Origin of the sequence: Aurantimicrobium minutum, from assembly GCF_029893825.1 — a bacterium.
Classification (GTDB): Bacteria; Actinomycetota; Actinomycetes; order Actinomycetales; family Microbacteriaceae; genus Aurantimicrobium; species Aurantimicrobium minutum_C.
Map to the genome: position 1 here is coordinate 1,411,405 of NZ_JARXXV010000001.1, position 14,194 is coordinate 1,425,598.

23 protein-coding genes are annotated in these 14,194 nt (G+C 55.4%); all 23 read left to right on the forward strand.

Annotation, left to right across the window (positions count from 1 at the left end):
* Nucleotides 1-2: 2 nt before the first annotated feature.
* Nucleotides 3-422 carry a 50S ribosomal protein L16 gene (rplP, locus tag M2120_RS06915; protein ID WP_096382539.1) on the forward strand — a complete coding sequence of 140 codons (420 nt, stop codon included), beginning with the start codon at nt 3-5 and terminating at the stop codon, nt 420-422.
* Nucleotides 422-724: a 50S ribosomal protein L29 gene (gene rpmC, locus M2120_RS06920; protein ID WP_280797970.1), complete on the forward strand. Its 303-nt coding sequence runs from the start codon at nt 422-424 to the stop codon at nt 722-724. The genes rplP and rpmC overlap by 1 nt, the downstream gene beginning before the upstream one ends.
* Nucleotides 724-1,020: a 30S ribosomal protein S17 gene (gene rpsQ / locus M2120_RS06925; protein WP_096382535.1), complete on the forward strand. Its 297-nt coding sequence runs from the start codon at nt 724-726 to the stop codon at nt 1,018-1,020. The genes rpmC and rpsQ overlap by 1 nt, the downstream gene beginning before the upstream one ends.
* 31 nt (nt 1,021-1,051) lie before the next feature.
* Complete coding sequence (gene rplN / locus M2120_RS06930) at nt 1,052-1,420, forward strand: 50S ribosomal protein L14 (protein WP_280797971.1); 369 nt, start codon at nt 1,052-1,054, stop codon at nt 1,418-1,420.
* Between the two features lie 2 nt (nt 1,421-1,422).
* Entirely contained in the window at nt 1,423-1,782 is a 360-nt protein-coding gene (rplX, locus tag M2120_RS06935) for a 50S ribosomal protein L24 (protein ID WP_280797972.1), read from the forward strand.
* A complete protein-coding gene (gene rplE, locus M2120_RS06940) occupies nt 1,782-2,369 on the forward strand; it encodes a 50S ribosomal protein L5 (RefSeq protein WP_110232731.1) in 588 nt (195 codons plus the stop codon). Before rplX ends, rplE begins: the two co-directional genes overlap by 1 nt.
* A gap of 60 nt (nt 2,370-2,429) precedes the next feature.
* The gene (gene rpsH / locus M2120_RS06945) at nt 2,430-2,828 is read left to right on the forward strand and encodes a 30S ribosomal protein S8 (RefSeq protein WP_110232732.1); all 399 of its coding nucleotides are present in this window, start codon (nt 2,430-2,432) and stop codon (nt 2,826-2,828) included.
* A gap of 6 nt (nt 2,829-2,834) precedes the next feature.
* Nucleotides 2,835-3,371 carry a 50S ribosomal protein L6 gene (gene rplF / locus M2120_RS06950; protein ID WP_280797973.1) on the forward strand — a complete coding sequence of 179 codons (537 nt, stop codon included), beginning with the start codon at nt 2,835-2,837 and terminating at the stop codon, nt 3,369-3,371.
* A 2-nt stretch (nt 3,372-3,373) separates the two neighbouring features.
* On the forward strand, nt 3,374-3,745 hold the full coding sequence (gene rplR, locus M2120_RS06955) for a 50S ribosomal protein L18 (protein ID WP_096382520.1): 372 nt from the start codon (nt 3,374-3,376) through the stop codon (nt 3,743-3,745).
* Nucleotides 3,742-4,419, forward strand: a complete 678-nt coding sequence (gene rpsE, locus M2120_RS06960) for a 30S ribosomal protein S5 (protein WP_432418534.1) — start codon at nt 3,742-3,744, stop codon at nt 4,417-4,419. Before rplR ends, rpsE begins: the two co-directional genes overlap by 4 nt.
* The gene (gene rpmD, locus M2120_RS06965) at nt 4,419-4,604 is read left to right on the forward strand and encodes a 50S ribosomal protein L30 (RefSeq protein WP_280797974.1); all 186 of its coding nucleotides are present in this window, start codon (nt 4,419-4,421) and stop codon (nt 4,602-4,604) included. The genes rpsE and rpmD overlap by 1 nt, the downstream gene beginning before the upstream one ends.
* Nucleotides 4,604-5,299, forward strand: coding sequence for a 50S ribosomal protein L15 (gene rplO, locus M2120_RS06970; protein ID WP_280797975.1), 696 nt, complete (start codon nt 4,604-4,606; stop codon nt 5,297-5,299). The genes rpmD and rplO overlap by 1 nt, the downstream gene beginning before the upstream one ends.
* Before the next feature lie 88 nt (nt 5,300-5,387).
* On the forward strand, nt 5,388-6,710 hold the full coding sequence (secY, locus tag M2120_RS06975) for a preprotein translocase subunit SecY (RefSeq protein ID WP_280797976.1): 1,323 nt from the start codon (nt 5,388-5,390) through the stop codon (nt 6,708-6,710).
* Nucleotides 6,710-7,297: an adenylate kinase gene (locus tag M2120_RS06980; protein ID WP_280797977.1), complete on the forward strand. Its 588-nt coding sequence runs from the start codon at nt 6,710-6,712 to the stop codon at nt 7,295-7,297. The genes secY and M2120_RS06980 overlap by 1 nt, the downstream gene beginning before the upstream one ends.
* A 15-nt stretch (nt 7,298-7,312) precedes the next feature.
* Nucleotides 7,313-8,158, forward strand: coding sequence for a type I methionyl aminopeptidase (gene map, locus M2120_RS06985; protein ID WP_280797978.1), 846 nt, complete (start codon nt 7,313-7,315; stop codon nt 8,156-8,158).
* 63 nt (nt 8,159-8,221) lie between these two features.
* A complete protein-coding gene (locus M2120_RS06990) occupies nt 8,222-9,814 on the forward strand; it encodes an RCC1 domain-containing protein (RefSeq protein WP_280797979.1) in 1,593 nt (530 codons plus the stop codon).
* A gap of 160 nt (nt 9,815-9,974) precedes the next feature.
* Complete coding sequence (gene infA / locus M2120_RS06995) at nt 9,975-10,196, forward strand: translation initiation factor IF-1 (protein ID WP_096382508.1); 222 nt, start codon at nt 9,975-9,977, stop codon at nt 10,194-10,196.
* A gap of 61 nt (nt 10,197-10,257) precedes the next feature.
* Nucleotides 10,258-10,371, forward strand: a complete 114-nt coding sequence (rpmJ, locus tag M2120_RS07000; protein ID WP_047561540.1) for a 50S ribosomal protein L36 — start codon at nt 10,258-10,260, stop codon at nt 10,369-10,371.
* A gap of 170 nt (nt 10,372-10,541) precedes the next feature.
* Nucleotides 10,542-10,916 carry a 30S ribosomal protein S13 gene (gene rpsM / locus M2120_RS07005; protein ID WP_096382505.1) on the forward strand — a complete coding sequence of 125 codons (375 nt, stop codon included), beginning with the start codon at nt 10,542-10,544 and terminating at the stop codon, nt 10,914-10,916.
* 43 nt (nt 10,917-10,959) lie between these two features.
* On the forward strand, nt 10,960-11,358 hold the full coding sequence (gene rpsK / locus M2120_RS07010; RefSeq protein WP_096382503.1) for a 30S ribosomal protein S11: 399 nt from the start codon (nt 10,960-10,962) through the stop codon (nt 11,356-11,358).
* Between the two features lie 80 nt (nt 11,359-11,438).
* The gene (locus M2120_RS07015; protein WP_280797980.1) at nt 11,439-12,431 is read left to right on the forward strand and encodes a DNA-directed RNA polymerase subunit alpha; all 993 of its coding nucleotides are present in this window, start codon (nt 11,439-11,441) and stop codon (nt 12,429-12,431) included.
* A 48-nt stretch (nt 12,432-12,479) separates the two neighbouring features.
* Nucleotides 12,480-13,064, forward strand: a complete 585-nt coding sequence (gene rplQ, locus M2120_RS07020) for a 50S ribosomal protein L17 (protein WP_280797981.1) — start codon at nt 12,480-12,482, stop codon at nt 13,062-13,064.
* A 90-nt stretch (nt 13,065-13,154) separates the two neighbouring features.
* Nucleotides 13,155-14,150 carry a tRNA pseudouridine(38-40) synthase TruA gene (truA, locus tag M2120_RS07025; protein WP_348519942.1) on the forward strand — a complete coding sequence of 332 codons (996 nt, stop codon included), beginning with the start codon at nt 13,155-13,157 and terminating at the stop codon, nt 14,148-14,150.
* Nucleotides 14,151-14,194: the final 44 nt, after the last annotated feature.

Consider the following 14,194-nt stretch of genomic DNA (forward strand, 5'->3'; position numbering starts at 1 on the left):
CCATGTTGATTCCACGTCGAGTAAAGCACCGTAAGCAGCACCACCCCGGCCGTTCCGGCCAGGCAACTGGTGGCACCAAGGTGTCGTTCGGTGAGTTCGGTATCCAGGCACTGACCCCCGCATATGTGACTAACCGTCAGATCGAGTCCGCTCGTATCGCGATGACCCGTCACATCAAGCGTGGTGGAAAGGTTTGGATCAACATCTACCCAGACCGTCCTCTGACCAAGAAGCCAGCTGAAACCCGCATGGGTTCCGGTAAGGGTTCACCAGAGTGGTGGGTAGCTAACGTCAAGCCAGGCCGCGTTCTCTTCGAGCTCAGCGGTGTGAACGAGACCATTGCTCGTGAAGCAATGACTCGTGCAATCCACAAGCTGCCCCTCAAGGCACGCATCATCAAGCGCGAGGAGGGAGACGCATAATGGCTATCGGATCCAAGGAACTCGGTTCCAACGAGCTGGACACCTTTGACAACGAGCGTCTCGTAGAAGAGCTCCGTAAGGCGAAGGAAGAGCTGTTCAACCTGCGCTTCCAGTCGGCTACCGGCCAGCTCGAGAGCCACGGACGCCTCCGTGCTGTCAAGCGCGATATCGCACGCATCTACACGGTTCTCCGTGAGCGCGAGCTCGGTATTCGTGCAACGCCTGCTGCAGCATCTGCTCCAGCAAAGGCTGAGAAGAAGACCAAGGCCGCTAAGGCCGAGACCGCGGAGGAGACCGAATAATGGCTACCGCAAAGGCTAAGAAGGCCGAAGAGACTGAGGCAATCGTTCGCGGTTACCGCAAGGTTCGTCGTGGTTACGTAACCAGCGACAAGATGGACAAGACCATCGTTGTTGAGGTTGAAGACCGCGTGAAGCACCCTCTCTACGGCAAGGTTATTCGCCGCAGCTCGAAGGTTAAGGCTCACGATGAGCTCAACACCGCCGGCATCGGTGACCTGGTTGTAATCAGCGAGACCCGTCCGCTCAGTGCTTCCAAGCGCTGGCGTCTGGTCGAGATCGTCGAGAAGGCTAAGTAGGCCACGGCCTGCTTCGTAAAAGGAGTTAGAAGTGCTTCAGCAAGAATCACGCGTCAAGGTTGCCGACAACACCGGCGCCAAGGAGCTGCTCACGATTCGTGTTCTCGGTGGTTCCGGTCGTCGTTACGCCGGTCTCGGTGACGTTATCGTGGCAACCGTTAAGGACGCTATCCCCGGCGGAAACGTGAAGAAGGGTGACGTCGTTAAGGCTGTCGTCGTTCGCACCGTGAAGTCGACCCGTCGTCCCGACGGTTCATACATTAAGTTCGACGAGAACGCAGCTGTCATCCTCAAGACGGATGGTGAGCCCCGCGGTACTCGTATCTTCGGTCCTGTCGGTCGCGAACTCCGCGACAAGAAGTTCATGAAGATCGTTTCATTGGCACCGGAGGTTATCTAGTCATGGCGAACATCAAGAAGGGTGACCTAGTACAGGTCATCACTGGTCGCACCCAGGCTCGCGGCGGAGACCGTGGCAAGCAGGGCAAGGTAATTGAGGTTCTCACCGAGCGCAACCGCGTCATCGTTGAGGGTGTCAACTACATCACCAAGCACACTCGCGTTGGCCAGACCGACCGTGGTGCAAAGACCGGTGGTATCGAGACCGTTGAGGCTCCGATCCACATTTCCAACGTGGCAGTTGTTGACCCCTCGACCAAGAAGCCAACCCGTGTTGGTCACCGCGTCGAGACCGTCACCAAGAACGGCGTGAGCAAGACTGTTCGCGTTCGTTACGCCAAGAAGTCAGGTAAGGACCTGTAATGACTAACACCGCAGTTGCTGGCAAAATCCAGCCACGTCTCAAGGGTAAGTACAAGGACGAGATTCAGAAGGCACTTGCTACTGAACTCGGTCTGAAGAACGTGCACGAGATCCCAACCCTCACCAAGATCGTGGTGAACATGGGTGTTGGTGAAGCAGCCAAGGATGGCAAGCTCATCGACTTCGCTGTCGCTGACCTCACCGCTATCACTGGCCAGAAGCCTTCGGTTACCAAGGCTCGCAAGTCAATCGCACAGTTCAAGCTGCGTGAAGGACAGCCCATTGGTGCACACGTTACCCTCCGTGGTGACCGCATGTGGGAGTTCCTGGACCGCCTCTTGGCACTGGCCCTTCCTCGTATCCGCGACTTCCGTGGTCTTTCTGACCGCCAGTTCGACGGAAACGGAAACTACACCTTTGGTCTCACCGAGCAGACAATGTTCCACGAGATCAACCAGGACAAGATCGACCGTCCTCGCGGTATGGACATCACTGTTGTGACTACTGCCAAGAACGACGACCAGGGTCGCGCACTGCTGAAGGCATTGGGCTTCCCCTTCAAGTCGGTAGAGACCTCTACCAACTAAGCACCACAGGTCGCCGCTCGTGTAACGGACGGCGAAACCTGGTGAAAAAAGGATAAACACATGACAATGACAGATCCGGTCGCAGATATGCTGACCAGACTGCGCAACGCGAACTCGGCACACCACGACACCGTGTCCATGCCGAACAGCAAGCTCAAGACGGGTATTGCTGAAATCCTCAAGTCTGAGGGTTACATCGCGAGCTGGGAAGTTGCAGACGCACGCGTCGGCAAGACTCTGACGCTGAACCTCAAGTACAGCGCTGACCGTCACGCTTCCATCGTCGGCATCAAGCGTGTATCGAAGCCTGGTCTTCGCGTATACGCAAAGTCGACTGAAATCCCCAAGGTCCTCGGTGGCCTCGGTATCGCCATTCTGTCCACCTCTAGCGGTCTTCTCACTGACCGTCAGGCTGAGAAGAAGGGCGTAGGTGGGGAAGTCCTCGCCTACGTGTGGTAACCGAGAATGTCACGTATTGGTCGTCTTCCTATTGACATCCCTGGTGGTGTAACCGTGACCATTGAAGGTCAGAACGTTACCACCAAGGGTCCTAAGGGCGAACTGAAGCTCACCATCTCTTCTCCTATCACTGCTGTGATCGAAGAAAACCAGGTAGTAGTCAGCCGCCCCGATGACGAGCGCAACTCGCGTTCGCTGCACGGTTTGACCCGTACCCTCATCGCTAACCAGATTGTTGGCGTAACTCAGGGCTACGAAAAGGGTCTCGAAGTTGTCGGTACCGGTTACCGTGTTGCTTCGAAGGGCGCTGGCGTTGAGTTCGCACTCGGCTACTCGCACCCCATCACCGTGGAGCCTCCTGCAGGCATCACCTTCACTGTTGAGGGCAACAACAAGCTCGTAGTGAGCGGTATCGACAAGCAAGCTGTCGGTGAAGTTGCTGCCAACATTCGTAAGCTGCGCAAGCCAGAGCCTTACAAGGGCAAGGGTGTGCGTTACGCAGGCGAGATCGTTCGCCGCAAGGCTGGAAAGGCTGGTAAGTAGCCATGGCACTCGGAACCCGAGGAAAGTCCAAGTCGGCCGCACGCGACCGCCGTCACGCACGTCTTCGCAAGAAGATCGAAGGAACTGCTGCACGTCCACGTCTGGTCGTCACCCGTTCCGCTCGTCACGTATTCGTTCAGCTCGTCGACGACTCACAGGGTGTCACCGTTGCTTCGGCATCGACCCTCGAGTCAGACATGCGCACGTTCGCTGGCGACAAGACCGCTAAGGCACGCAAGGTTGGCGAACTCGTCGCTGAGCGCGCAAAGAAGGTCGGAATTGAAGCTGTGGTCTTCGACCGCGGTGGAAACAAGTACGCCGGTCGCGTTGCCGCGATCGCCGATGGAGCCCGAGAGGGTGGATTGAGCCTGTGAGCGAGAACACTGTTAACGAAACTGAAGCTGTTGCAGAAGCAGCAGTGGAGTCTGCAATCGTAGACACCGCTAACGAGCCTCGTGAGGCTCGCCGCGGTGGCCGTGAGCGCAACCCCAACAAGGATCGCAACCGCGACCGCGACGCTGAGAAGAGCCAGTTCCTCGAGCGCGTCGTCACCATCAACCGCGTTTCTAAGGTCGTCAAGGGTGGTCGTCGCTTTAGCTTCACCGCACTCGTCGTCGTTGGTGACGGTAACGGTATGGTTGGTGTCGGTTACGGCAAGGCTAAGGAAGTACCTCTCGCGATTTCGAAGGGTGTTGAAGAAGCTAAGAAGGCTTTCTTCCGCGTTCCTCGCTCGGGTAACACCATTCCTCACCCCGTTCAGGGCGAGGCAGCTGCCGGTGTTGTACTCCTTCGTCCCGCTGCTGCTGGTACCGGTGTTATCGCCGGTGGTCCAGTCCGTGCCGTACTTGAGTGTGCAGGCATCCACGACGTTCTGAGCAAGTCGCTCGGTTCGTCCAACACGATCAACATTGTTCACGCCACCGTGGAAGCACTGAAGCAGCTCGAAGAGCCTCGCGCAGTTGCAGCACGTCGTGGCCTGGACTTTGACCAGGTTGCTCCTGCTCGCCTCGTGCGCGCAGAAGCTGAGGCTGCAAAGGCAGGTGCCTAATGGCTGCTCGTCTGAAGGTCACACAGATCAAGTCCGTAATTAGCGAAAAGCAGAACCAGCGCGACACTCTTCGTAGCCTGGGTCTCAAGCGCATTGGCGACATCGTCGTCAAAGAGGACAGCCCCGTAACTCGCGGATACGTTCGCGCCGTGGCTCACCTCGTCAAGGTCGAGGAGATTGACTAATGGCTGAAGAGAAGAAGGATGCCGCTCAGGCTCCCGCAAAGGCTGCTGCCCCCAAGGCTGCCGCTGCTAAGGCACCTGCTGCCAAGTCCGCTGCACCTAAGGCTGCTGCCGCTAAGGCTCCTGCAGCACCTAAGGCAGCTGCTGAGAAGGCACCAGCTAAGGCTGCTGCTAAGCCCGCTGCTGAAAAGGCTGAGACCGAAGCTCCCAAGGCAAAGGCTGCAAAGTCTGTTGCTAAAAAGGCTGAAGTTGAGACCCGCGAGCACGTCCTCAAGGTTCACCACCTTCGTCCCGCACCTGGTGCGAAGAAGGCTAAGACCCGCGTTGGTCGTGGTGAAGGTTCTAAGGGTAAGACTGCAGGCCGTGGTACCAAGGGAACGAAGGCTCGTTACCAGGTCAAGATCGGCTTCGAGGGTGGACAGATGCCTCTGCACATGCGCACCCCCAAGCTCCGCGGCTTCAAGAACCCCTTCCGCGTTGAGTACCAGGTTGTTAACCTGGACGCTCTCGCCGAGCTTTACCCCAACGGTGGAGATGTCACAGTAGCTGACCTCGTTGCCAAGGGTGCAGTTCGCAAGAACGAGAAGGTCAAGGTTCTCGGTAACGGCGACATCGCTGTTAAGCTGAACATTGCAGTCGACAAGGTCTCGAGCTCTGCTGAGCAGAAGATCGTCGCCGCAGGTGGTTCAATCAAGTAACCACTCGCTGGTTGCGCAAACGTAGCGTTGCTGGCTCCCCTTCGGGGGAGCCAGTGCCCGTTACACCAAAGATTTACAGGAGTCATTTGTGATTAGTGCAGTTGTACGTATTTTCCGTACTCCAGATTTGCGCCGCAAGATTGGCTTCGCGCTGGGCATCGTCGCCCTCTATCGCTTGGGATCGTTCATCCCCAGCCCCTACGTTGACTTCGGTAACGTGCAGGCATGTTTGAACGCGAACCAGAACACTTCTGGTCTGTATGAGCTCGTCAACCTGTTCTCCGGTGGCGCACTGCTCCAGTTGAGCATCTTTGCTCTGGGCATCATGCCCTACATCACCGCTTCGATCATTGTGCAGTTGCTGCGCGTGGTCATCCCACACTTTGAGACTCTCCACAAGGAAGGTCAGGCTGGCCAGTCCAAGCTGACCCAGTACACCCGCTACCTCACCATTGCGCTCGGTGTTCTGCAGTCCACCACCCTTATTACTGTTGCTCGTTCCGGCGCACTCTTCGGAACCAACTCAACTCCTGAATGTTCGCAGCTGCTGACCAATGACTCGTGGTATGCAATCCTGCTCATGGTTATCACCATGACCGCAGGTACCGGTCTGATCATGTGGATGGCTGAGCTCATCACCGAGAAGGGCATCGGTAACGGTATGTCGTTGCTGATCTTCACCTCGATTGCAGCTCGCTTCCCTCAGTCCCTCGGAAACGTCTACAGCGCACGCGGTCTGAACACTCTCCTCATCGTCTTGTTGATGGGCTTGCTCGTTATCGTTGCGGTTGTCTTCGTGGAGCAGTCACAGCGTCGCATCCCCGTTCAGTACGCCAAGCGCGTGGTGGGTCGTCGTACCTACGGTGGCAACAACACCTACATCCCCATCAAGGTCAACATGGCCGGTGTGGTTCCCGTGATCTTCGCGTCCTCGCTTCTCTACCTGCCTGCACTGATTGCTCAGTTCAACCAGCCCGCAGCTGGTCAGCAGCCAGCAGCCTGGGTTACCTGGGTGTCGACCTACCTGGTCAAGAGCGATCAGCCTTCCTACATGATCTTGTTCTTCTTGCTGATTGTGGGCTTCACCTACTTCTACGTCGCCATCACCTTCAACCCTGAAGAAGTCGCTGACAACATGAAGACCTACGGTGGTTTCATCCCCGGAATTCGTGCCGGTCGCCCCACTGCGGAATACCTGGACTACGTCCTCACCCGCATTACTTTGCCTGGTTCTATCTACCTCGGCATTATCGCAATCTTGCCTTTGATCGTTCTTGCCCTCGCTGGCGCTAACACCGACTTCCCGTTTGGCGGAACCTCAATTTTGATTGTTGTGGGTGTTGGGCTGGAGACTGTAAAGCAGATTGATTCTCAGCTGCAGCAGCGGCATTACGAAGGGCTCTTACGCTAATGACGGGAACTCGCCTGCTACTTATCGGTCCTCCCGGCGCAGGCAAGGGTACACAGGCAGCAATTCTTGCTGACACGTACTCCATCCCCGCCATCTCCACTGGAGATATCTTCCGTGCCAACGTGAAGAATGAAACTCCTCTGGGCCTCGAAGTCAAAGCAATCATGGCTCGTGGTGAGTATGTTCCTGACTCCCTCACCAACGCCATCGTGGAAGACCGCCTACACGAAGCAGATGCAGTCTCTGGCTTCCTCCTTGACGGTTACCCCCGCACCATTGATCAGGTGAACGAACTTGACCGCATGCTCTCTGCAGATGGCAAGGCACTCGACGCTGTTGTCTTGATCACCGCTGACACCGATGAGGTTGTTGGTCGTCTGCTCAAGCGCGCAGAAATCGAAGGCCGTGCGGACGACACCGAAGATGTGATTCGTCACCGCATGTCTGTCTATGAAGAGCAGACTGCGCCACTGATCGACACCTACTCCGCTCGTGGCCTGGTTGTCACCGTGGATGGCCTCGGTGCAGTCGAAGAAGTGACTTCACGCATTGTTGCCGCCTTGGCAGATAAGGGAGTTCAGGCGTAGTCCTGACTTCTCCTCATGGGTTTTCGCACCAACATCTATAAGTCCCCAGCTCAGCTGAGGCTGATGGTGGAACCTGGTTTGATTACCGCTGCCGCATTGGATGCTGCGCGTCCCCTCATTCGTGCGGGTGTTTCCACGCTCGAGATTGATGCAGCAGCAGAGAAGGCAATTCGCGACCGTGGTGGTGAGCCCAACTTCATGCTGGTGCCCGGTTACCGTCACACCGTGTGTGCATCCGTGAACGACGAAGTCGTTCACGGTATTCCTGGTGGTCGCATCCTTGAACCTGGTGACATTGTCTCCATTGATGCTGGTGCTCAATACAAGGAATGGAATGGCGACTCCGCCATTACTGTCGTTGTTCCAGACCCCAGCAGGCCAGAGGTTGTGGCTGAGCGTGAACAGCTCTCGAAGATTACTGAAGGATCGCTCTGGGCAGGCATTGCCCGCTTGGCTAAGGCCAAGCACCTCAACGAGGTTGGCGATGCCATCCAGGGTTACATCGAACTCGAAGGCATGAAGGTCGGACACCGTTACGGCATCCTCACCGATTACATCGGTCACGGCATTGGCCGAGACATGCATGAGGCTCCTCCGGTGTTTAACTACCGCGTGAAGCAAAAGGGCCCCGAGGTGAAGCCAGGTTTGGTTGTTGCCATTGAGCCCATGGTGGTCACCGGCAAGATCGACACCTATGTTGCTGAAGACGACTGGACCGTCATCACCGAAGACGGTGGCATGGCTTCACACTGGGAACACTCGGTTGCTGTGCACAAGGATGGCATCTGGGTTCTCACCGCGCACGACGGTGGGGCAGCAGGGCTGGCACCATTCGGTGTTGTTCCAACGCCCATTGCCTAAATCAAGAAGCTATATCCTGTATCCATGGGAACGAGCGGACCTTCTAGAGTTATCTATGGATTTATGTCCACATTCTCGATTTTCTTTCTTTCACTTTTGGGAATCATCGCCCTGGTCTTATTTCCAGCGGTGAGCTCCCAAGCAGCTGTCTCCCCAAACGTCGGACCTGCCAGCGGTGGGACAAACGTCACGATTGACGGCATTAAATTTGTCAAAGTTTCTGTCGGCGTCAGGCATGCTTTAGGCCTCACTTCGCAGGGGACGGTCTATTCCTGGGGATATAACAATTACGGCGAATTAGGAAATGGAACCGCAGTGAGTAGTTCTGTTCCAGTTCAAGTTAAGGGAATTGGTGGTTCTGGATACTTAACTGGAGTGACGGACATTTCAGCTGGTGGTTGGTTTTCGCTTGCCTTGAGTAATGGTCACTTAGTGAGCTGGGGCTATAACGGTGATGGGGAATTAGGTATTGCCAGTAACACAAATAGCACCACACCTGTACTAGTAAAGGGCGTTGGGGGTACAGGAGAACTTATTGGTGTAACAAGTTTTTCTGCCGGATTTGCTCAGGCTTATGCCACAAACGGAACAAATGTTTATGCGTGGGGGACCAATAACTCCGGTCGACTAGGAAATAACCAAGACGGAGTTGATTCGAACACTCCGGTGATAGTGCTTGGAGTTGATGGCGTCACGCCGCTGACAAATGTCTCGGTAGTTGTCGCAGGTGCTGCCAGTGGTTTGGCAATTAGCAACGGAGCAGTATTCGCGTGGGGTGCTAATTATTCAGGAAATCTAGGCGATAACTCGACCACAAATAGAGCCTATGCTGTAGCGGTTTCTGGACCAGGGGGAACAGGAACTTTGACCGGTATGACGATGCTTGCCGCAGGAGAATCTTTCGGACTCGCTTCATCAGGAACCGCCACATATGCCTGGGGTGACAACGGATCTGGAGCTCTGGGAAACGGAACTCTGACTAGCAGTCTGTTCCCGGTGCAAGTAGTAGGAATTGGGGGCACCGGTCACTTGACCGGAGTAACCTCATTAGGAGCCGGCCTCTACCAGTCCCTAGCCCTCACTAATTCTGGGGCAGTTGCATGGGGCAGCAATGTTGCTGGGTCGCTAGGCAATAATTCAACAACAGCGAGCAGCTACCCAGTGCGAATTCTTGGCCTGGGAGGTCAGGGATTTCTAACTACTGCTTCGAGCATTGATGGTGGTGAATACTATTCGATGGCGGCAACACCTTCCGGAATGCTGGGTTGGGGTCAGAGTTCATCAACGCTCATCGGTGACGGTGGATCAGTTGTAGATTCACTAGTTCCAGTTATTGGTCCCAATTTTCAGCCAACTTCGGTTCTATTTGGCACGGCATCAACCCAATCTGTAACAAATAATTCAGGTATTTGGAATGTGATTAGCCCTGTTGGAGCGCCAGGAGCAGTAGTTATCCAAGCAACAGCCAATGTTTTTGGAGGCAGTACGGCAGGTGTTCCTGTTTCGACGTCCTGGAACGCTGGAACTTTCACCTACGAGGCCGCGCTAGCAAATACGGGTTCTCCTAACATGCTTCCATTGGGACTTGCCTCTGCTGGAACGGTTGTGCTTGGTGTTGTATTGCTGATTGCTCTGCGTCGACAAGGGCGTAAGTAGTAAGAGTACGAGGAACTCTTGGCCCAGTCCGAGTTGGATTTCTGAGGGAATATCACATAAGCTTGTATTTTGGTGTCTGTTGCCATGCCTTTGGCGTGTCGTCAGTAACCATATTGCAACCGCAAGACCAGCAATCCCCAATTAAGCGATTAGTGAGTTTATGGCAAAAAAAGACGGCGTCATTGAGATCGAAGGAACGATCACAGAAGCGTTGCCAAATGCCATGTTCCGCGTTGAGCTAACTAACGGACACAAGGTGCTTGCCCACATTTCGGGCAAGATGCGTCAGCACTACATCCGAATCCTCCCTGAGGACAAGGTCATCGTAGAGCTGAGTCCGTATGACCTCACTCGCGGACGTATCGTCTACCGCTACAAATAAGGATTACTGAGAAGTAACGGCCTGTTTACAGGTACGAAGACAGCGAAACTAGGAAATAAAAATGAAGGTTAACCCCAGCGTTAAGCCCATCTGCGACAAGTGCAAGGTTATTCGCCGCCACGGAAACGTCATGGTGATCTGCGAGAACCCTCGTCACAAGCAGCGTCAGGGCTAGTTACAAAGACTCATCCAGACTTTCACTTATTCGTAAGTGAGCCCGCGGTTCGCCGCAACAACTGAAAAAAGCACTCCCAAGAATCTCACGAAAGTGAGAGGACACCTACGGTTGGAGGCCGTGGCACCGGGAATGCTCCACACCTCCACTACACACAAGGAGATGCCACCATGGCACGTCTTGCCGGAGTAGACATTCCACGCGAAAAGCGCGTGGAAGTTGCACTGACATACATCTACGGTGTTGGCCGTACGCGAGCTCTTAAGACTCTCGCCGACACCAAAATCAGCGGAGACATCCGCGTCAAGGACCTCACCGACGACCAGCTGGTCGCTCTGCGTGACTACATCGAAGGCAACTTCCGCGTAGAGGGTGACCTCCGCCGTGAAGTTCAGGCTGACATCCGCCGCAAGGTTGAGATCGGTAGCTACGAAGGTCTTCGCCACCGTAAGGGTCTGCCGGTTCGCGGTCAGCGCACCAAGACCAACGCTCGTACCCGCAAGGGACCCAAGCGTACCGTCGCCGGCAAGAAGAAGGCTAAGTAATCCGCGTAGCGGGTTTAGCCCCCAATAGGTTTTAGGAGAAATCATGGCAGCACCTAAGTCGGCAGTTCGCAAGCCGCGCAAAAAGGACAAGAAGAACGTTGCAGTGGGCCAGGCTCACATCAAGAGCACGTTCAACAACACCATCGTGTCAATCACTGACACCACTGGTGCAGTAATCAGCTGGGCATCGTCCGGTGGAGTTGGCTTCAAGGGTTCACGTAAGTCGACCCCATTCGCCGCTCAGCTCGCAGCAGAGTCTGCAGCACGCCAGGCACAAGAGCACGGCATGAAGAAGGTAGACGTTTTCGTCAAGGGCCCAGGCTCTGGACGTGAAACCGCAATTCGTTCGCTTCAGGCCGCTGGCCTCGAGGTTGGTTCGATTTCCGATGTGACCCCACAGGCTCACAACGGTTGCCGTCCACCTAAGCGTCGTCGCGTTTAGTTTTTTCCCTTTTCATAACTCAATAATTCATCGCTCACGCAAGTGTCATATATCGGACACTTAGCCGAAAGGAATACATAGTGCTCATTGCACAGCGCCCCACGCTTTCCGAAGAGAACATCTCCGAGTACCGTTCACGTTTCGTGATCGAGCCTCTGGAACCAGGTTTCGGTTACACCCTGGGTAACTCCATGCGTCGTACCCTGCTCTCCAGCATCCCTGGTGCAGCAGTTACCAGCATCCGTCTTGATGGCGTACTCCACGAGTTCTCCACCATTCCTGGTGTGAAGGAAGACGCTACCGAGATCATCCTGAACATCAAGTCTCTGGTTGTTTCCAGCGAGCACGACGAGCCCATCACCGCTTACCTCCGTAAGCAGGGTTCCGGTGTTGTTACCGCTGCAGACATCTCCGCACCTGCTGGTGTTGAGATCCACAACCCTGAGCTGGTTATCGCAACCCTGAACGACAAGGCCAAGTTCGAGCTCGAACTGACCATCGAGCGTGGACGTGGTTACGTCTCCAGCGCTCAGAACCGTTCAGAGTTCTCCGAGGCAGGTCAGATTCCTGTTGACTCGATTTACTCTCCAGTTCTCAAGGTGACCTACCGCGTCGAGGCAACTCGTGCCGGTGAGCGCACTGACTTTGACCGCCTGGTCATTGATGTTGAGACCAAGCCAGCTATCACTCCTCGTGACGCTGTTGCTTCTGCAGGTCGCACCCTCACCGAGCTGTTCGGTCTGGCACGCGAGCTCAACACTGCTGCTGAAGGTATCGAGATCGGTCCTGCACCAGTTGACGCAGTCCTCAGCTCTGAGCTGTCGATTCCTGTTGAAGACCTCGACCTCTCTGTTCGTTCCTACAACTGCCTCAAGCGCGAAGGCATCAACACTGTTTCTGAGCTCGTAGCTCTCTCCGAAACTCAGTTGATGAACATCCGCAACTTCGGTCAGAAGTCGGTCGACGAGGTTCGCGACAAGCTCATCGAGATGGGTCTGTCTCTCAAGGATTCTGTCCCCGGTTTTGACGGAGCACACTTCTACGGTGGCTTCGACGAAGACGAGAACATCTAAGCGACTGTCTGTTTAGACACGTCAGAAGTATTTACGGAGATATAAAAAATGCCTACCCCAACTAAGGGTCCACGCCTCGGAGGCGGTCCTGCACACGAGCGCTTGATGCTCGCGAACATGTCCGTTTCTTTGTTCACTCACAAGTCGATCAAGACCACTGAGACCAAGGCTAAGCGCCTTCGTCCCTTGGCTGAGCGTCTCATCACGTTTGCAAAGCGTGGAGACCTTCACGCACGTCGCCGTGCGCTGTCGATTCTGCGTAACAAGGAAGCTGTTCACATCCTTTTCGCTGAAATTGCTCCTCTGGTTGCTGAGCGGGAGGGCGGCTACACCCGCATCACCAAGCTCGGTTACCGCAAGGGTGACAACGCTCCTCTCGCACAGATCGAGCTCGTGCTCGAGCCTGTCAACAAGAAGCCTGCCAAGGCAAAGCCTGCTAAGGCTGAGGCTCCCAAGGCTGCTGCTCCTGTAGCTGCTGAGGTTGTTGAGGAAGTTGTTGTTGACGAGGTGACCGAAGAGGTCGTCGTTGACGCAGCTGGCGAAGCTGAAGTTGAAACTGTTGTTGAAGAGACTGTTGCAGAGGTTGTTGAAGAAGCACCCGCTGCAGAAGCTGCTGAAGAAGAAGCTAAGTAGTCTTCACTACTCTCGTTAAGAAGCCCCGGTGTTCTTCACCGGGGCTTCGAACGTTAACGTGTTGCTTTCTGAGACTTTAGACTCGAAGACGTGAATGAGGATGCCGTGAACGCAGAAGAGGTCGTAGAGGACGACTTCTCAGACCTCATTGATGTTGAAGGCGATGTTCGTCTGCGCCTGGACTTTGGCTATGACGGGACCGACTTCGCCGGCTGGGCGAAGCAGCCAGATAAGCGCACCGTTGAAGGAACCTTGGAGCATGCTTTCGCTCAGGTGTTGCGCATGGATGTCTCTCCGCGCATCGTGGTGGCCGGTCGCACCGATGCCGGTGTTCACGCCTCAAATCAGGTTGCTCACATCGATGTTCCACTCGAGCAGCTCATTCGGGTTTCTTTCTCCCGTGAAGAACGCCGAGAACTCCAAGAACAGGGTGGCATTCCTGTGGTTGACGGACTACCCCAGGTTCCCCACTCCATGCTGCATGCGCTGATGCGCCGCGTGGACGGCTCAGTGGGGCGCAATGCAGATGTGGTGATCAACAAGATAGCTGTTGCGCCACTCGGGTTTGATGCACGGTTCTCGCCCCTGGCCAGACGTTATGAATACCGCCTGGCTGACGGCCTCGAACACGTGAACCCTATTGAACGTCGTCGCACCGCCTTCCACTTCTACCCGCTAGACGTGGACGCCATGAATGAGGCTGCAGAGATGATGCTGGGTCTGCGCGACTTTGGCGCCTTCTGCCGTCCACGGCCAGGCGCCACAACTATCCGTGAGTTGCAAGAGTTCCACTGGGAACGTGATGCTACAGGCGTGATAGTGGCACAGCTGCAAGCAGATGCGTTCTGTCACTCCATGGTGAGGTCGCTGGTGGGGGCATGTGTTGCGGCAGGCTCTGGAACGCATTCCCTCGATGCCATCGAGGACCTGCGTACCAAGGGGGAGCGCACAAGTGTGTTTAAGGTCATGCCAGCACATGGTTTGACCCTGACGCAGATTATTTACCCACCCGATAGCGAGGTTGGAGCGCGTGCAGACCTTACCCGCAGTCGCCGCGAATTGACCGACGACGCTCCCATAGCGTAAATTAGACCCTTGGTGCTTGTTCCTGGTGAACAGGCCGCCGAAGT